Here is a 17,548-nt window from a genome sequence, read left to right on the forward strand (position 1 = left end):
GGGACCTAGCCCAGCAGCTCCCACAGCCGCTCCGACCCGGCGCCCGCGGCGAAGGCGTCGGCGAGCGGCTCGGCGGCGTCCCCGAGGTGCGGGCCCACGCAGGCGAGGAGCTTGGCGCGCAGCTCGGCCTCGGCCAGCGGCCGGGTGACGTCGCCGCGGGCGTCGAGCCGCGGCGGGCACACGATCCGCCGGCCCGACGTCAGGGTCACCTCGACCTGGGTGGCGTAGTGGTCGGGCAGGTGCGCGTCGAGCGCCGGGTCGTGGACCACCTCGACCCGGTCGGCCCGGGCGAGCACCCGCGGGTCGGCGATCGCCGCGTCGCTCATCTCCACCGGCGTGACCCGGCCGTGGGTCAGCAGGGTGCCGAGCACGAAGGGATAGCTGTACTGCGCGTGCTCCAGGCTCGGCGGGCGGCGGTAGTCGAGGAAGGTCGCCCACCGGTGGGTGCGCACGGTGATCCGGTCGACCTCGCCGGGGGCGAGGCCGTCGGCCAGCAGCTCGCCGACCACGTCGAGCGCGGTGTGCGTGTAGCGGCAGGCCGGATAGGGCTTGAGGTAGGAGCGCTCGATCTCGAAGGTCGTGCCCAGCGAGGTGACGAACGGGTCGTCGGCCGCCCGCGGCTCGTCGAACGGCGTCGGGGGGAAGATCGCGGGCGCGTCCGGGACCGGCCCCGGCCCGGTGCCCGCCATGAAGCCGCCCTCGGCGAGCAGGCACGCGTTGAGCGCGGTGACCGCCGACCAGCCGATCGCCTCCTTGACCATCGGCCACTGCAGCGCGGCCATCGGCGCGTGCGCCCAGGCGATCTGGAGGGCGCGGCGGATGCCGTCCTCGTCGGCGCCGCGCACCTTGGCCGCACCTGCGGCGGCGCCGACCGCGGCCGCCGTCCCGGTGCAGTACCAGCGGTCGACGGCCTCGTCGCGCGGCCAGAGCAGGTGCGCGAGCCGCATCGCCACCTCGTACGCCGCCACGTGCGCCTCGACGAGCCGGTCCCCGTCGACCGGCCGGGTCGAGGCCGCGACGAGGATCGTCGGGACGATGACGGACGCCGCGTGGATGGCGCCGCCCTGGTAGTGGCCGTCGTCGTAGTCCAGCGCGCTGGCGGCCACGGCGCTGCGGAACGCCGCGCCGGTCGCGCCGTGCCGCGGCGCTCCCGGCACCAGCGTGCGGAAGGGTCCGGCGTCCTCGGCGAACGCCCGGGCCGCAGCCTGGGCCGCGCTCGTCGTGGACCCGGCGACGGCGACGCCGACGGTGTCGCGCAGCCCCTCACGGGCCCGCCGCAGCGTCGCCGGCGGAAGGTCGTCGACGGACAGGCGCGCGACGAAGGCGGCCACCTCACGAATGGTCACTGCACTCCCCCTGCTCGGGCTCCCGGCCGGTGCCCGCGCCCACGATACGACCGGCCGCGGAGACCGTTGTGTGGCACGTACCACCCATCGCGAGCGCCGAGCCGCTAGCGTGCACACTGCTAGAGTCCGACCATTGGATCCTGGATGCAAGAGGAGCTCCATGACGACCGGCGTGTTCCAGAAACCCCCCACCCAGGTGGAGGCGGTGCTCTCCGAGCTGCGGCGCGCTCTGCTCGAAGGTGAGTACGTCGTGGGCTCGCGCCTCAACGTCGACGCGATCTCCAAGGAGCTCGGCGTGAGCCGCGCACCCGTGCGCGACGCGCTGCGCATCCTCGAGGGCGAGCGCCAGGTCGTCTACGAACCCCACCGCGGCTACGAGATCGCCGTGATGAGCCTCGACGTCCTCAGCGACCTCTACCGGATCCGCGAGCTGCTCGAGACCGAGGCGGTCGCGCTGGCCGTCCCGCAGCTGACCCCCGAGCGCATCGCCAAGATCCGCCGCGCCGCCGACGAGACCGCCGCGGCCCTGGCTCGCAACGACCGCGTCGCCGCGACCTACGCCAACCGCGAGTTCCACTTCGAGCTCTGCACCGCCGAGCGCCACGAGCACCTGGTCGACTCGATCCGGCAGGCCTGGAACGCCGACGCCTACCGGTCGCTCTACCTCCAGGACGTCGACGCCGCCCGGGCCAGCGCGGACGAGCACTTCGCGATCGCCGACGCGGCCGCCGCGGGCGACGTACGCCGGGTGGTCGAGCTCCAGAACGCCCACCGCGACGGTGAGCTGCGCTCGCTCCTGAGCCTGCTGGGCGACCGGCTGGCCGCACCCGAGGGCACCGAGCCCTCCTGGCGCGCCACCACCACGCACGTCGACTGAGCCCGGCCTCATCCGGCCGGCGGGGCGCCGATCAGCCGCGCGAGCAGGTCGACGGCGATCGGCAGCGCGCGCTCGTCGAGGTCGAAGCGGTCGCTGTGGTGCCCGGAGGGGTGGGTCGCGCCGACGACGAGGTAGGTACCGCGCCCGCCCTGGGCCCGGACCGCGTCGATGAGCCACGAGGCGTCGTCACTGCCGCCGTCGTGGAGCCGCGCGTGCGCCTCGGTGACCCCGGGGACGCCCGTCGCGACGGTCACGACGTGCTCGACGAGGTCCTGGTCGCAGACCACGGCCGGGGCCTTGCCGGTCACCTCGATCGCCACCGCGACGCCGAACATCGCGGCCGCGGACTCGATCGCGACGAGCACGCGCTCCTCCAGGCCGGCGCAGGCCGCGGAGTCGTCGGCGCGGACCTCGAGCCGGAGCACGGCGTGCGCGGGGATGACGTTGGAGGTGCCGTCGGCGACGAGCGCGCCGACGTTGACCCGGGTGCTCGCACTCCCGTGCTGCACCAGTGAGTGGACCGCGAGCGTCGCGTGCGCGGCCGCGAGCAGGGCGTTGCGGCCCTCCTGCGGCGTCATGCCCGCGTGCGCGGCGGCCCCGGTGAAGGTCACCCGCAGCTTGGTCGAGGCCAGCGACCCGGTGGTCCCGCCGTGGACCGTGCCGGTCGGCGCGCCCATGCCGAGGTGGAAGGCGTAGCAGAGGTCGACCTGGTCGAGGTTCTCCGCGATCGCCATCGCGCGAGCGCCGCGCAGTCCCTCCTCGGCGGGCTGGAACACCAGCCGCACCGAGCCCGGGAAGTCGCCGTCCGCGAGCCGCTCGGCCAGTGCCAGGCCGACGGCGGTGTGCCCGTCGTGCCCGCAGGCGTGCATCACGCCGGGGTGGGCCGAGGCGAAGCCGGCCGCCGCCGGAGGGTGGTCCGCCGTCGCCGCCTCGGCGATCGGCAGCGCGTCCAGGTCGAACCGGAGCGCGACGCACGGCCCCGGGCGGTTGCCGTCGAGCCGGGCCACGACGCCGGTCAGGCCGCCGCGCATCGGGTCCAGCAGGCGGCGTGGCACGCCGTCGTCCAGCGCGGCCTGCCACGCGGTCTCGGTGTCCTCGGGGACGCCGATCCGCAGGGCGGGGTCCAGCACGCGGGCGCCGAGGCGGACGTCGTACCCGAGGGTCTCGAGGCGCTCGGCGACCGCCGCCGCGGCGCGGTACTCCAGGAAGCCCAGCTCGGGCTCCCGGTGGAACCGGCGCCGCCAGCCGACGACATCCACCGGAACCCCGGTCACCCCGGTCACCGGGAGCCCTCGGCCGGGAGGTTCTGGGCCTGGTCGCGCACGACCGGCTGACCGGCCGCGACCACCCGCCGCCCGGCCAGGTACGCCGACGCGATCCGCCCGCTGTCCGCCTCGACCAGCAGCACGTCGGCCCGGGCCCCCACCCGCACCGCGCCCACGTCGGTGAGCCCGAGCCGCGCGGCCGGGTTGGCCGCGAAGACCCGCACCAGCTCGGGCACGGCGAGCAGCCCGGTCCGCAGCCCCGCGGCGAAGATGTCGGCCAGCAGGTCCGGCTGGTGCATCACCAGCGCGCCGTGGCCGCCGGGGCCGTCGGGGTGGTTGCCGCCCGCGTCCGACGAGATCGTCACGCGCGCGGCGTCGACCTGGTCGAGGAGCGCGCGCAGCGCGACGAGCGGATCGATGGTGCCGGGGAAGAACTCGGGGCGGATGCAGGCGGTGACGTCGACGTTGACGCCCTGCTCGGCGAGGCCGATCGCCTCGTCGAGCACGGCGTCGTTCCAGTTGACGTGGGTGACGGTCACCGTCTCGGGCGCGACGTCACCGTGCGCGATCGCGCGGGCGACGAGCCGGATGCTGGCGACATCGGGCTCGACGTGCAGGTGCAGGACCGGCGCCCGGCCGGCGCTCCGGCTGCCGCGGGCCGCCTCGCCGGCGAGGTCGGCGAGCTGGCTGCGGCGCACGATGCTGCCGCGGCCGCCGATCGCGGCCTTGACGCCGCGCACCTCGTCGACGAGCGCGAGGTCGCGGCGGATCGAGCCGGTGATGGTCTCGGGCGGGTAGCCGATCTCGCCGGTGTACAGGTGCGCGTTGAGGCCGAGCCGGCGCAGCCCCTTGACCCGGGCGAGCAGCGCCTCGGGCCGCCGGACCACCGAGTCGTTGCCGGAGCAGCCGACGACGGTGCCGATCCCGGCGGCGGCGTACCGCTCGAAGGGGATCGGGAAGCTCAGCGTCTCGGGGCCGCCCCCTCCCCCGCCCCCGGTGGGGTGGGAGTGCTGGTCGACGAACGAGGGCACCAGCAGGTGCCCCGCCGCGTCGACCTCCGCCACGGGCAGCGCGCCGGGCACGCCGCCGAGGTCGCGGGCGACGGCGGCGATCGCCGTACCGACGAGCAGCACGTCGCCCACCTCCGGTACGCCGGAGGGGCCGCACACCTGTGCGCCCCGCAGCAGCGTGCCGACGGTCTGCTGGTCCTCAGCGGGCGCCATCGCGCGTCCCGTCGGCGGCGAGCAGCCGCTCGTCCAGCGGGTCCTGCCAGCGGGTGACCACACCCGCGGCCACGTCGGCGACCTGGACCGGCCCGCCGGACAGCGACGACTCGAGCAGCGCGATGGCCGCCGCGAGGTCGTCGGTGCCCTCGGGGCCACCGATCTCGGGCCGGCCGCCGGTCGCGACCGCGCGGGCGAAGTCGTGGATCTCGTAGGCCACGCCGTAGCGGACCGGGTCCTGCACGTCGAGCGTGATGTCGTCGGGGTTCCAGGTGCCCAGCGGCAGCCAGTGCTCCCGGGCGTCGGCGTCGAGGCCGTCGGCCCAGGCCCGGATCCGGTCCTCGACCGGCACCCGGGTGCCGTCGTCGAGCGCGATCCAGCCGTCCTGCCAGCCCTCCCAGCACGCCGAGCTGACGCTGCCGCGCGAGCCGACCACGAGCCGCTGCCCGAGCGGCTCGCCGTGCCCGGCCATCGTGAGCGTGACCTGCGCGGAGAGGTCGTCGTCGAAGTCGACCCGGGCCAGGCAGGTGTCCTCGCTGGTCACCGTCGTCGTCGAGCCGTCGGCGTGGACCAGCTCGGGCTCGTAGGTGCGGACCACGGCGTCGACGGTGCGCGCCGGCCCGAACCAGTACTGGAGCAGGTCCATCTCGTGCACGCCCATCTCGAGCGCGACGAGCGAGCCCGACAGGGTCTGGTCGCGGTACCAGGCGACCTCGCCGCCGGTGGGGTGCAGCATCGACGACGGGATCGAGAGCGTGCTCGTGGTGAAGTACGGCCGCCCGATCTCGCCCTGGTCGAGCAGCGCCCGGAAGGCGCGGTTGCCGGGCACCCGCCGGAAGTTCTCCGCGACCGCCAGCACCAGGCCGGCCTCCGCGGCGGCCTCGGTCATCCGCCGGGCCGAGCGCACGGTGAGCGCGATCGGCTTCTCGACCATGACGTGCAGGCCGCGGCCGAAGGCCTCGAGCGCGAGCGGCAGGTGGTACGCCGTCGGCACGGCCACGTCGACCGCGACCACGTCGCGCAGCGCCGCCAGGTCCTCCATCCGGGCCACGGCCGGGACGACCTCACCGGTCAGCGCCCGGTAGAGCTCGACCGCCTCGGCGCGCCGGGCGGCGTCGGTGTCGCAGACCGCGGCGAGCACCGCGCCCGGCGTACCGGCGTTGCGCAGGGCCGCATAGCCGCGCACGTGGCGCAGTCCCATGCCGCCGCAGCCGACGAGGGCGATTCCTACAGGCTTGATCTCCATCTCCAGGCTCCTCCTCATCGACCGGCGAGGGCGGCGACGAGCGGGGTGTCGACCCCGATCCGGCCGAGCGGGGCGGCCTCGCCGGGGGCGCCGATCGGCTCGCTGCGACCGGGCAGCACGTCGAGGAAGAACGTCGCGTTGTCGAGCGCGAGCTCCTCCTCACCGGCCGGCACCTCGCCGAGCCGGACGACCGCGTTCTGCGGGCACTCGGTCATGCACGCGCCGCAGTCGATGCACTCGTCCGGGTTGATGTAGAGCTTGCGGTCACCCTCGTAGATGCAGTCGACCGGACAGACGTCGACGCAGGACCGGTCTCGTACGTCGACGCAACCGCTGCCGATGGCGAAGGTCATCCAGGGGCCCCCTCAGGCGAAATCAGTCTGGCGCATGGCTATTGGATCCAATGTACATTGCTCTACGCTTCTGTCAAAGGGACCATGCAGGAGGCGTGAGCACCCGGATGAGCACAAAAGGACGGACGGCGATGACCACAGCGGGAACCGTCATCATCGGCGGCGGGATCGCGGGCGTGGCCCTCGGCTACTACCTGGCGCGCCAGGGCGAGGAGGACGTCGTCGTCCTCGAGGAGCGCACGCTCGGGAGCGGCGCGACCGCCGGCTCCTTCGGCGGCGTCCGCCAGCAGTTCAGCACGCCCCAGGCGGTCGAGTTCGGGCTGCGCGGGCTGCGGTTCTGGAAGACCTTCGAGGACGTCTTCGACTGGCCGTGCCCCTTCCACGAGGACGGCTACCTCCTCGTCACCGGCGACCCCCGCAAGTACGACGCGCTGCGCGCCGCGGCCGACGTCCAGCGCGCGGCCGGCGCGGCCACCGTCGAGCTGGTCGCCGCGGCGGACCTGCCCGGCATCGTCCCGTGGCTCTCCCCCGAGGGTCTGCTCGGCGGCAGCTGGACGCCGGGTGACGGCCGGACCAACCCGACCGACGGGCTCCAGGGCCTCGTGCGCGCGGCGCGCCGCCTCGGCGTCCGCTTCGAGCAGGACCAGAAGGTCTCCGCGATCGTGCGCACGCCGGGCGGGTGGCGCCTGGAGGGCACCGAGGTCGGCTCAGCCCGCCGGGTCGTGATCGCCGCGGGTCTGGGCTCGCCGGCGCTCGCGCAGGCATTCGGCCTCGACCTGCCGATCACGCCGATGAAGATCCACACCGGCTTCACCACGCCGATGCTCGGCGACCAGCCCCTGCCGCTGACCATCGACCTCGACAGCGGCTGGGAGGTGGAGCGCGAGCAGGACGGCGTCTGCTTCACGATCGCGTCGAGCCGGACGCCGGAGACCTACTCCGCGCTCGACATGCTCGAGGAGTTCGCCGAGGCCTCCGAGGTGCGCGCGCCGGTCTTCACCGAGGCCGACGTCCACGCCACGACGACGACCTACGCCGACGCCACCGGGGGCGACGGCCAGCCCTTCGCCGGCCAGGTCGAGGACGACCTGTGGGTGCTCAGCGGCTTCGACGCCCACGGCACGATGATGGGCCCGCCGTTCGCGGAGTTCCTGGCCCGGCTGATGACCGGCGGCACCGACCCGGACCCGCGCATCGACGCCGCCGCCTTCGACCCGTGGCGCACCCCGACCACGTTGGAGTGGATGCGCTCGGGCAGCCACCACTGACCACGGCGAACGCGAAAGATCCCGGGTGCCGCGAGGCACCCGGGATCTTGTCGTTTCAGCGTTCGTGCGCGCCGGCGTTCAGAGCACACGCCCGAGGAACGCACGCGTACGCGGCTCCTGCGGGTTGCCGATGACCTGGTCCGGCGGACCCTTCTCGACAATGACGCCGCCGTCCATGAAGACCACCTCGTCGGCGACCTCACGGGCGAAGCCCATCTCGTGGGTCACCACGAGCATCGTCATACCGGACTCGGCCAGGTCCTTCATCACCGCGAGGACCTCGCTGACCAGCTCGGGGTCGAGCGCCGAGGTGGGCTCGTCGAAGAGCATCAGCTCGGGACGCATCGCCAGGGCGCGCGCGATCGCGACCCGCTGCTGCTGACCGCCCGAGAGCTGCGAGGGATAGGCGTCCTGGCGGTGCTTGAGGCCGACCCGGTCGAGCAGCTCGACCGCGCGGGCGACCACCTCGCTCCGCGACTCCCCCTTGATCCGGACCGGGGCCTCGATGACATTCTCGAGGACCGTCCGGTGCGCGAACAGGTTGAAGTTCTGGAAGACCATGCCGATCTTGCGGCGCTGCCGGGCGACGTCGCGCTCGCGCATCTCCCGCAGGTGACCGCGGTGGCGCTCGTACCCGATGAGCTCGCCGCACACCTCGATCCGGCCGGCGTCGACCTTCTCGAGGTGGTTGACGCAGCGCAGCAGGGTCGACTTTCCCGAGCCCGAGGGCCCGATGATGCACAGCACGCTGCCCTGCTCGACCTGGAGGTCGATGCCCGACAGCACCTCGTGCGCCCCGTAGCTCTTGCGGACGCCGCTGACCTGGACCAGCGCGCTCATGCCTTGACCTCCTTGCGGCGACCCGCTCGTGCGGGACCGGCGCCTCGACTCCGCGCCAGCCGGCGCTCGATCCAGCCCTGGATGACCATGAGCACGGTGGTGAGCGCGAGGTACCAGATGGTGATGGTGAGCAGCAGCTCGACGACCTTGAAGTTCATCGAGTAGATGCCGGTCGCGCTGCTCAGCAGCTCGGAGTAGGAGACCGCGAAGGCGAGCGAGGTGTACTTGGTCATGTTGATGACCTCGTTGCCGGTGGGCGGCACGATCACCCGCATCGCCTGCGGCAGCACGATGCGCCGCATCGTCTGCCCCTGGGTGAACCCGAGCGCTTTGGCCGCCTGGGCCTGGCCGGGGTCGACCGAGAGGATGCCGCTGCGCACGATCTCCCCCATGCTCGCGCCCTCGGAGAGACCCAGACCGAGCACCGCCGCCAGCAGCGGCGTGACCAGGTCGTTCGTCGTCCCCTCGTAGAAGGGCGGCAGGTGGACGTCCTTGATGACCAGCGCGATGTTGAACCACAGCAGCAGCTGCACCAGCGCCGGGATCCCCCGGAAGAACCAGAGGTAGAAGTTGGCGGCCGCCTTGATCACGGGGTTGTCCGAGAGCCCCATGACCGCGACGACGACGCCGACCACGATGCCGACGACCATCGCCAGGACGGTGAGCCACACCGTGCCCCACAGCCCGCGCAGGATCGTGCCCGAGGTCAGGTAGTCGGGGATGACCCCCCAGTCGATGTCGGCGACCGCGAACTGGCGGACGACGACCGCCGCGAGCGCGACGATGACGACGGCCGCGACCCAACGGCCGTACTGCCGGCGAGCGATGGTTCGCTCGCCGGCAGCCACGGGTGCCGCCGACTGCTCGTCGGGGCGCAGGTCGGACACGGTCACGGGGTCGGCGCGTCCGTGGACGCGTCGGAGATCTGGCTCTGGCTCAGACCCCACTCGTCCGCGATCTTGCCGTAGGTGCCGTCGTCGATCATCGACTGCAGCGCCTTCTGGAAGGGCGCGACCAGCTTGCTGTCCTTCTTGAAGACCATCGCGTACGTGGCCTTCTCGAAGTCGAGACCGGGGACGGTCTCGAGGTCGCTGTCACCGGCGTGCGACGCGTAGTCGGCGACGAGGCGCGCGGTGGCGGTGGCGTCGGCCCGGCCCTGGTTCATCAGGAGCACGTGACCGGCGGAGTCGCCGTAGACGACCTGCTTGATCGCGGGCAGGTCCTTCGCCTCGCAGTTCTCCTTGGAGAGCTTGGTGATCGCGTCGGGGTACATGGTCCCCGTCTGCACCGCGACGTTCTTGCCGCACAGGTCCGCGGGCGTGGCGATGCCCTCGGGGTTGCCCTTGGGCACCAGGACCGTCGCGGAGTCACCGAAGTAGCTGAGCAGGCTGAACTGCGCCGCGCGCTCCTCGGTGTAGAAGATGCCGTTGATCGCGATGTCGTACCGGTCGGCGTTGACGCCCGGCATGATCGTCTCGAACTTGGCGGCGGTCCACTCGAGCTTGACGCCGAGTCGCTTGGCGATCTCGTTGAGGATGTCGGGCTCGTAGCCCTCGATCGTCTTGCCGTCGGAGCCGAAGACCTCGTAGGGCGCGAGGCCGACGGCCGTCGCGATCTTGACCGTGCTGACCCCCGAGGGCAATCCGTACTCGCCTTGCGGCTTTCCGTCCGAGTCGTTCGAGCTCGACCCACTGCCGCAGGCGGTCAGGAGCGCGAGCGCTCCCACGAGCACTGCAGCTGCCATCGAGCCGCGGCGATGACTGAACCGTCGCATGAGCACCATTCCTTCAATTCTTTGCCGGACAGGAGGGAGTGAATCACTGATTGGATCCAGGAGGCAAGAGGCAATATCCAATTTAGGTCGGCCTCACCGGCGCTCCCCACGCCGGTCCGAGCGCCCGGGACACGCCCGACCGCGTAGGGTGCGCGGGTGCTTCCGCCGTTCGAGATCGTCGCCCGGCACCGCCCGATCGCCCTGGTCACCAGCCCGGACGCACCCCTCCTCGCGCCGTACGCCGCGGTCGAGGCGACGCTCACCGGGACCCGCGGCGCCCTCTCCCTCGCCCACCCCGACGGCACCTGCCTGACGGTACGGCTCGACGACGGGCGCACCGCGCTCGCGGTCCGCCGGGCCGACGGCACCGAGCAGACCGCGCGCAGCCGGCGGCACGGGCGCACCGGCGTACCGCCCGACCGGCTGGGGCTCACCCTGACCGGGAGCCACCTCGCCGTGCTCACCCACGAGAAGGAGCGCTGGGTGGTGCGCGGCCGGATCGACCTGCGCACGTCCGGCGGGCCCGACACCCGCGACGCCGACTGGATCGGTGCGCTGCGCGGCGCGGGCTCCGGCGCGGTGACCGGCGTCCGCACGGGGCCCTTCGGCCAGCTCGGGCTGCGCGACATCCGGATGGTCTCGCACGCCGACGGGACGCCGTACCGGACGGGGGGCGCGGTGCTGCTCACCGCGACGAGCGCGGGACCGGGCTTCTTCGACACCGCCCACACCTCGCTGTGGGCGCTGACCCCGGACGACCGGGTCGAGCACCGTGCCGACCTCTTCTTCGGGCGCCCCGACCGCCCCGGCGTGTACGGCGACCATGCGACCCACCTGCTTCGTGACGGAGACCGCTGGCTGGTCGCGACCAGCACCTGGTCGGACTTCCCCGCGGACAAGAAGGAGCGGGTGCCCGGCGCGTTGCGGGTCACCCTCGCGGAGTCCAGCGCCGACCTCACCACCGGCCGGCACGTGCTCGCCACCCGCGAGCTCGCCCTGCCCACCGCGCCCGGCGTCCCCAGCGTCGGCACCTGGGACCCGCACCTCGTGCGCGACCCGGCGACCGGCACCTGGCTGGTCGGCTACGTCAGCGCCCGCCGGTTCTTCGACTTCCACCCGGTCCTGGCCGCGGGCCCGAGCCTCGACGACCTCACCCTGCACGGCGCCGCGACCGATCGCCGCGCCACCGAGGGCACCACGCTCCTGCGCGTCGGCGACACCTGGCGGGTGCTGGCCGGTGACGGCCGGGACAACCCGCGGGCGACCCGCGGCAGGTTCCCGATCTTCGACACCGCCCTGCGCGAGCAGGGCACCGTGGACGCGCCGTACCCGACGAACATCCCCTGGCCCACCGTCGTCCCGCCCGACCCCGAGGTCGGTGGCGACACCTGGCGGCTCGTCACCTTCAACGGCCACCCGTACGGCGGCTCACTGGCCGGCTACGGCACCCACGGCGATGTCGTCGTGATGCGCGAGCACTAGCCCCGCCGAAGTGCGTGGGTTGCTGGTGCGAGATCCGAGCGCCTGCTCGCCTCTCGGACCAGCAACCCTCGCACTTCGCGCTCGGGACGCGCTCGCGCCAGACCAGCTCAGTCGCGACGGTCGGCGTAGTCCGACCACTTGTCGACATCGACATCGGCATCGACCTCATCGGTCGTGCCCACGTCGTCCGGCTCACCGTGGAGCTCGCGCGCAAGGGCGCTGAGATCCGTGTCGTGAGTGCGGTACTTCAGGTCGCGTGCGACCTTCGTCTGCTTGGCTTTCGCTCGGCCGCGGCCCATAGGGTCCAGCCCCCTCGCACACTTGGCCGGGGACCCTCCGGGCCCCGGACTGCTGAATCAGAGTCTCGTGGGTCCAACGGTACATGGCGCATGGGTGTTCCCGCACGTCAGGGTGACCCCCGGCGTGTGGCTGAGGCGGAGATCACCAACCGGGGTGCTGGCCGACCAGCTCGACCGTGCCCTTCTGGTCGGGATCGACGGCGACGTCGCCGGCGACCCAGGCGTCGATCCCGAACTCGCCGAGGCGGGCCAGGGCGGCGTCGACGGCGTCGGGGGCGACCAGGGCGACCATGCCGACGCCGCAGTTGAGGGTGGCCTCGAGGTCGGGCTGGGCGACGTCGCCGAGACGGCGGACGACGTCGAAGACCGGCGCGGGGGTCCAGGTGCCGCGGTCGAGGGTGGCCTTGAGCTCGGGCGGCATCACCCGGGCGAGGTTGTTGGCCAGGCCGCCGCCGGTGACGTGGGCCATCGCGTGGGTCTCGGTCTCGCGGGCGATCGCGAGGCAGGGCTTGGTGTAGAGCCGGGTCGGCTCGAGGAGCTCCTCGCCGAGGGTGCGGCCGAGCTCGTCGACGTGGCGGTCGACGGTCCAGCCGGCCTGGGTGAAGAAGACGTGGCGGGCCAGGGAGTAGCCGTTGGAGTGCAGGCCGCTGGCGGCCATCGCGAGGACGACATCGCCCTCGCGGACCCGGTTGGAGCCGAGCAGGGCGTCGGCCTCGACGACACCGGTGGTGGCGCCGGCGACGTCGTACTCGTCGGGGGCCAGGAGGCCCGGGTGCTCGGCGGTCTCGCCGCCGACCAGCGCGCAGCCGGCCTCGACGCACGCCTCGGCGATGCCCTTGACGATGGCGGCGATCCGCTCGGGGACCACCTTGCCGGTGGCGATGTAGTCGGTGACGAACAGCGGCTCGGCGCCGCAGACGACCAGGTCGTCGACGACCATGCCGATGAGGTCGAAGCCGATGGTGTCGTGCTTGTCCATCATCTGCGCGACGGCGACCTTGGTGCCGACACCGTCGGTGGAGGTCGCGAGCAGCGGGCGCTTGTACGCCAGCAGCGCGGAGGCGTCGAAGAGGCCGGCGAAGCCGCCGAGGCCACCGAGCATCTCGGGGCGGCGGGCCTTCTCGACCCACTCCTTCATCAGGTCGACGGCGCGGTCCGCGGCCTCGATGTCGACGCCGGCACGGGCATAGGCGTTGTCAGCCACGATTCCCCTTGGTCCCTCTGGTCTCGATCACGGGTTGTTGAAGACGGGCAGCGCCTCGCCGTGCGTGCTCGGGGTGAGCGTCGCCTCGAGCAGGTGCTTGCCGAGCAGGCTCTCGTCGGGCAGCTCGATCGGGTAGGCGCCGGTGAAGCACGCGGTGCACAGGGTCGACTGGGGCTGGCCGGTCGCCTCGACCATGCCGTCGAGCGAGATGTAGCCGAGGCTGTCGGCGCCGACCGACGCGGCGATCTCGTCGACGTCGAGGCCGTTGGCGATGAGCTCGGCCCGGGTGGCGAAGTCGATGCCGTAGAAGCAGGGCCACTTCACCGGCGGGCTGGAGATCCGGACGTGGACCTCGAGCGCCCCGGCCTCGCGGAGCATGCGCACCTGGGCGCGCTGGGTGTTGCCGCGCACGATCGAGTCGTCGACGACGACGATGCGCTTGCCGCGGATCATGTGCTCGAGCGCGTTGAGCTTGAGCCGGATGCCGAGCTGGCGCAGGGTCTGGCTGGGCTGGATGAAGGTCCGGCCGACGTAGGCGTTCTTGACGAAGCCCTGGCCGAACGGGATGCCGCTCTCGAGGGCGTAGCCGGACGCGGCCGGCGTACCGGACTCGGGGACCGGGATGACGAGGTCGGCCTCGACGGGGAACTCGCGGGCGAGCTGGCGGCCCATCTCGACGCGGGCCTCGTGGACGCTGCGCCCGGCGATCCGGGCGTCGGGGCGGGCGAGGTAGACGTACTCGAACACGCAGCCCTTGCGGCGCGGCTCGGCGAACTTGTGGGAGCGCAGGCCGTCCTCGTCGATGACGATGAGCTCACCCGGCTCGACCTCGCGCACGACGCTCGCGCCGGTGGTGGCCAGGGCGGCGTCCTCGCTGGCGACGACCCAGCCGCGCTCGAGGCGGCCCAGCACCAGCGGGCGGATGCCCTCGGGGTCGCGGGCGGCGTAGAGCGTGTTCTCGTTCATGAAGACGAACGAGAAGGCGCCCTGGACCTGCGGCAGCAGCTCGAGCGCACGCGCCTCGAGCGACTGGTCCGGGTGGTGCGCGAGCAGCGCGGTGACCAGGCTGGTGTCGTTGGTCGACGCCTCGAGGTCACGGGCGTGGATGTCGAGCTCGCCGTCGTCGCTCGGCAGCCCCTTGACCATCTCGGCGAGCGCCGCGGTGTTGATCAGGTTGCCGTTGTGGCCGAGCGCGATCGAGCCGTCCTCGGTGGGCCGGAAGGTCGGCTGCGCGTTCTGCCACGTGCTCGCACCCGTGGTCGAGTAGCGACAGTGGCCGACCGCGAGGTGACCCGCGAACGACTCGAGGGTGTTCTCGTCGAAGACCTGGGAGACGAGTCCCATGTCCTTGTAGACGAGGATCTGGCGACCATTGCTGACCGAGATACCGGCTGACTCCTGTCCCCGGTGCTGCAGGGAGTAGAGGCCGAAGTAGGTCAGCTTGGCGACGTCCTCACCCGGGGCCCATACGCCGAAGACTCCGCACACGGCTTCCAGCCTACCGGCGAAGCGCCGATCCGCTCAGTTGGCGGCGACCGGCCGAGACGTGCGCTGCACCACGGCACTCGCGACCTGCGCCGCCTGGGCCCGGATCTCGGGGATCGCGGTCGACTCCCACAGGGTGCCCTTGCGCGGCGGGCCGACGACGTAGAGGCCGTCGACGACCGCACCGGAGGCGCTCACGACCCGGCCGTCGACCGTGCTGTCGATGCCGAGCGCGAGCGGGTCGGGGGCGACCGTGCCGCGCGCGACGAGGGCCCGGATCAGCGGGTCCGCGCTGCGCCGTACGTCGGCGAGGGGGCCGGTGCAGTTGACCACGGCGTCGGCCTCGAACGGCTCGGCGCCGGTCGCGGGGGTGACCGCGCAGCGCTCGCCGAGGTCGGCGACCTCGTGGAGCTGGCCGGGGCGGATGGTCAGCCGGCCGTCGTAGCGGTAGCGCTGGAGGCGCAGAGCGACCTCGGGCGCCATCCGGTGCCGGCGGATCTCCCAGTCGCGCACGTGGACGTCGAGGAAGCGGCGCCGCTCGTCGAGGGGCATCCGGCGCCAGAGCTCCTGGGTGAGCGGGCGCAGGCCGTCGACGACCGCGCGCCAGCCGACCCCGCGCTCGGCCGCGGCGCGACACTCGTCGGCGACCGCGGCGGCGACGGCGTCGGCGGTGACCGCGTCCTCGGGGACCTTGGTGACCCAGGCGGTGTGCGCCTGCTCGACGTGCGGCTTGGGCAGCACGCCGCTGCGGCTGAGCATGGTGACGTGGCGCTCGGGGCCGTCCTCGAGCAGGGTGATGACGGTGTCGACGGCGGTCAGGCCGGTGCCGACCACGACTACCCGGGCGTCGGCGGGCAGGGCGCGGAGCCGGCCGAGCTCCCACGGGTTGCCGATGTGCCACGGGGCGTCGGGCAGCCCGGCGAGCGGGCGCGGCGGCTGGTTGCCGTGGCACAGCACGACGGCGTCGGCCGGGGCCGTCGAGCGCTCGGTGACGACGTCGAAGCCGGTCGCGGTCGGGATGACGTCCTGCACCCGGCCGGCCCGGATCCGGAGCCGGTCGTCGGCGACGTCGGCCAGCCGGTCCTGGAGGTAGATCGCGAAGTCCGCCCGGGGCAGGAAGGCCTGGGGGTCGCTCCCCCGGCCGGTCCGCAGCGCCCAGTCGAGCAGGTCGGAGGGCGCGTCGGGGAAGGCGCTCATGTGCCGGGCCCGGACGTTGAGCAGGTGCCGCCGGTCGTTGGTGCCGTAGGCGATGCCGCGCCCGACGATGCCGCTGGCCTCGTGGATGACGACCTCGAGGCCCGGGTCGTCGGAGCGGACGAGCAGGTTGATCGCCGTCAGGACCCCGCTCGCGCCCCCGCCGATCACCGCGACGCGGGTGCGCGCGGCGAGAGGTGCGGGGGCGGGCGCGGGGGCCTGGATCGACGTCATGCGAGTGAGTCTAGCGAATCACTCCACTTTTGCGGACCTCGCGGCGCGGGCGGCCGCCTCGGACCTCAGGCGCCGAGGTTGCGCAGCAGCAGCGCCTCGGCGAGCAGGACCTTCTCGAACTCGGCCAGGTGCAGACCCTCATTGGGGCCGTGGGCGCGGGTGTCGGGGTCCTCGACGCCGGTGACCAGCACCGAGGCGTCGGGGAAGCTCTCGAGGAACTCGGCGATGAACGGGATCGAGCCACCCACGCCCATGTCGACCGGCGCGGTGCCGTCCCAGGCCTCGGTGAACGCCGAGCGCGCGGCGTCGTACGCCGGGCCGGTGACCTCGAGCGCGATCGGCTCGCCGGTGTCGACGACCTCGATGGAGAGCTGGGCGCCCCACGGGACGTGCTTCTCGAGGTGGGCGCACAGGCAGGCGACGGCGTTCTCGGAGGTCTCGCCGGGCGCGGTGCGCAGCGCGAGCCGGGCCCGCGCCGACGGGATGAGCGTGTTGGAGGAGCCGTCGACCTTGGGGGCGTCGAGACCGATCACCGACAGTGCCGGCTGGGTCCAGAGCCGCTCGACGGCCGGGCCGGTGCCGACCCACTGGACGCCTTCGGCGACACCGGACTCGGCGCGCAGCCGCTCCTCGGGGTAGTCGACGTCGGCGGCCGGGCCGGAGTGCAGACCCGCGACGACGAGGTTGCCGGCGTCGTCGTGGAGGCTCGCGATGAGGCGGGAGAGCGTGATCAGCGCGTCGGGGACGAGACCGCCCCACATGCCCTGGTGCACAGCGTGGGTGAGCGTGCGGACCTCGACGTTGACCCGGACCAGGCCGCGCAGGCTCGTGGTGAGCGCGGGGACGCCGATGTCCCAGTTGCCGGAGTCGGCGATCACGATGACGTCGGAGCGCAGCTCCTCGACGTACTTCTGGAGGAGCTGCGGGAGGGTCGCGCTGGCGACCTCCTCCTCGCCCTCGATGAAGAGGCGCACGGTGACGGGCAGCGCGTCGCCGAGCATCCGCAGCGCGGCGACGTGGGTCATGATGCCGGCCTTGTCGTCGGCGGCACCGCGGCCGTAGAGGCGGCCGTTGCGCTCCGTCGGCTCGTACGGCGCGCTGTCCCACTCGGCGTGGTCGTTCTCGGGCTGCACGTCGTGGTGGGCGTAGAGCAGCACCGTGGGCGCACCCTCGGGCCCCTTCTTCTCGCCGATCACGGCGGGCGGGGCACCGTCGAAGGCGCGCACGATCTGGACGTCCACCCCCTCGGCTGCGAAGAGGTCGGCGGTCGCCCGCGCGCTCACCTCGACCTGGTCGAGGCGGTCGGGGTCGGCGCTGACGGACTGGATGCGAACGAGGGCCTCGAGGTCCGATCGGACGCCGGGCAGGAGCTCGGCGAGGCGCGCGCGCAGGTCAGTGGTGGAGACAGGTCCGGTCATGGCCCCCAACCTAGTGCGGAACCCCCGTCAGGCATGATCG

Annotated in this window: 16 protein-coding genes; 3 read left to right on the forward strand and 13 right to left on the reverse strand. The window is 73.1% G+C overall.

Annotation, left to right across the window (positions count from 1 at the left end; genetic code table 11):
- Positions 1-5 precede the first annotated feature (5 nt).
- The gene (locus tag M0M48_RS19845) at positions 6-1,346 is read right to left on the reverse strand and encodes an MmgE/PrpD family protein (RefSeq protein WP_257752454.1); all 1,341 of its coding nucleotides are present in this window, start codon (positions 1,344-1,346) and stop codon (positions 6-8) included.
- Between the two features lie 172 nt (positions 1,347-1,518).
- Here M0M48_RS19845 and M0M48_RS19850 point away from each other — a divergent pair, with 172 nt between their 5' ends.
- On the forward strand, positions 1,519-2,223 hold the full coding sequence (locus M0M48_RS19850; RefSeq protein ID WP_257752455.1) for a GntR family transcriptional regulator: 705 nt from the start codon (positions 1,519-1,521) through the stop codon (positions 2,221-2,223).
- 8 nt (positions 2,224-2,231) lie between these two features.
- On the opposite strand, the gene M0M48_RS19855 is transcribed toward M0M48_RS19850, so the two are convergent.
- From M0M48_RS19855 to fdxA, 4 genes are read right to left on the reverse strand one after another with little or no spacing between them, the layout of a single operon-like run.
- Complete coding sequence (locus M0M48_RS19855) at positions 2,232-3,506, reverse strand: amidohydrolase (protein ID WP_257752456.1); 1,275 nt, start codon at positions 3,504-3,506, stop codon at positions 2,232-2,234.
- Positions 3,503-4,711 carry an amidohydrolase family protein gene (locus M0M48_RS19860; RefSeq protein ID WP_257752457.1) on the reverse strand — a complete coding sequence of 403 codons (1,209 nt, stop codon included), beginning with the start codon at positions 4,709-4,711 and terminating at the stop codon, positions 3,503-3,505. Before M0M48_RS19860 ends, M0M48_RS19855 begins: the two co-directional genes overlap by 4 nt.
- A complete protein-coding gene (locus M0M48_RS19865; RefSeq protein ID WP_257752458.1) occupies positions 4,698-5,957 on the reverse strand; it encodes a Gfo/Idh/MocA family protein in 1,260 nt (419 codons plus the stop codon). Before M0M48_RS19865 ends, M0M48_RS19860 begins: the two co-directional genes overlap by 14 nt.
- Positions 5,958-5,971: 14 nt before the next feature.
- Positions 5,972-6,310 carry a ferredoxin gene (fdxA, locus tag M0M48_RS19870; protein ID WP_215817101.1) on the reverse strand — a complete coding sequence of 113 codons (339 nt, stop codon included), beginning with the start codon at positions 6,308-6,310 and terminating at the stop codon, positions 5,972-5,974.
- Between the two features lie 131 nt (positions 6,311-6,441).
- Here fdxA and M0M48_RS19875 point away from each other — a divergent pair, with 131 nt between their 5' ends.
- The gene (locus tag M0M48_RS19875) at positions 6,442-7,578 is read left to right on the forward strand and encodes an NAD(P)/FAD-dependent oxidoreductase (RefSeq protein ID WP_215817100.1); all 1,137 of its coding nucleotides are present in this window, start codon (positions 6,442-6,444) and stop codon (positions 7,576-7,578) included.
- A 78-nt stretch (positions 7,579-7,656) separates the two neighbouring features.
- On the opposite strand, the gene M0M48_RS19880 is transcribed toward M0M48_RS19875, so the two are convergent.
- The 3 genes from M0M48_RS19880 to M0M48_RS19890 are packed head-to-tail and all read right to left on the reverse strand — an operon-like array spanning position 7,657 to position 10,060.
- Positions 7,657-8,418 carry an amino acid ABC transporter ATP-binding protein gene (locus tag M0M48_RS19880; protein ID WP_252373935.1) on the reverse strand — a complete coding sequence of 254 codons (762 nt, stop codon included), beginning with the start codon at positions 8,416-8,418 and terminating at the stop codon, positions 7,657-7,659.
- A complete protein-coding gene (locus M0M48_RS19885) occupies positions 8,415-9,311 on the reverse strand; it encodes an amino acid ABC transporter permease (RefSeq protein ID WP_215817099.1) in 897 nt (298 codons plus the stop codon). The genes M0M48_RS19880 and M0M48_RS19885 overlap by 4 nt, the downstream gene beginning before the upstream one ends.
- Positions 9,308-10,060 carry an ABC transporter substrate-binding protein gene (locus M0M48_RS19890; RefSeq protein ID WP_215817098.1) on the reverse strand — a complete coding sequence of 251 codons (753 nt, stop codon included), beginning with the start codon at positions 10,058-10,060 and terminating at the stop codon, positions 9,308-9,310. The genes M0M48_RS19885 and M0M48_RS19890 overlap by 4 nt, the downstream gene beginning before the upstream one ends.
- 288 nt (positions 10,061-10,348) lie before the next feature.
- Here M0M48_RS19890 and M0M48_RS19895 point away from each other — a divergent pair, with 288 nt between their 5' ends.
- The gene (locus M0M48_RS19895; protein ID WP_257752459.1) at positions 10,349-11,674 is read left to right on the forward strand and encodes a hypothetical protein; all 1,326 of its coding nucleotides are present in this window, start codon (positions 10,349-10,351) and stop codon (positions 11,672-11,674) included.
- A gap of 107 nt (positions 11,675-11,781) precedes the next feature.
- On the opposite strand, the gene M0M48_RS19900 is transcribed toward M0M48_RS19895, so the two are convergent.
- The 5 genes from M0M48_RS19900 to M0M48_RS19920 all read right to left on the reverse strand — a co-directional run bounded on the left by M0M48_RS19900 (position 11,782) and on the right by M0M48_RS19920 (position 17,508).
- The gene (locus M0M48_RS19900; RefSeq protein WP_215817096.1) at positions 11,782-11,973 is read right to left on the reverse strand and encodes a DUF3073 domain-containing protein; all 192 of its coding nucleotides are present in this window, start codon (positions 11,971-11,973) and stop codon (positions 11,782-11,784) included.
- Positions 11,974-12,115: 142 nt separating this feature from the next.
- Entirely contained in the window at positions 12,116-13,177 is a 1,062-nt protein-coding gene (gene purM, locus M0M48_RS19905) for a phosphoribosylformylglycinamidine cyclo-ligase (RefSeq protein ID WP_215817095.1), read from the reverse strand.
- Positions 13,178-13,204: 27 nt separating this feature from the next.
- The gene (gene purF / locus M0M48_RS19910) at positions 13,205-14,665 is read right to left on the reverse strand and encodes an amidophosphoribosyltransferase (RefSeq protein WP_257752460.1); all 1,461 of its coding nucleotides are present in this window, start codon (positions 14,663-14,665) and stop codon (positions 13,205-13,207) included.
- A gap of 33 nt (positions 14,666-14,698) precedes the next feature.
- On the reverse strand, positions 14,699-16,090 hold the full coding sequence (locus M0M48_RS19915; RefSeq protein ID WP_257752461.1) for an FAD/NAD(P)-binding protein: 1,392 nt from the start codon (positions 16,088-16,090) through the stop codon (positions 14,699-14,701).
- Between the two features lie 65 nt (positions 16,091-16,155).
- Positions 16,156-17,508 carry a dipeptidase gene (locus M0M48_RS19920; RefSeq protein WP_257752462.1) on the reverse strand — a complete coding sequence of 451 codons (1,353 nt, stop codon included), beginning with the start codon at positions 17,506-17,508 and terminating at the stop codon, positions 16,156-16,158.
- Positions 17,509-17,548 lie beyond the last annotated feature (40 nt).

Origin of the sequence: Pimelobacter simplex, from assembly GCF_024662235.1 — a bacterium.
Lineage (GTDB): Bacteria > Actinomycetota > Actinomycetes > Propionibacteriales > Nocardioidaceae > Nocardioides.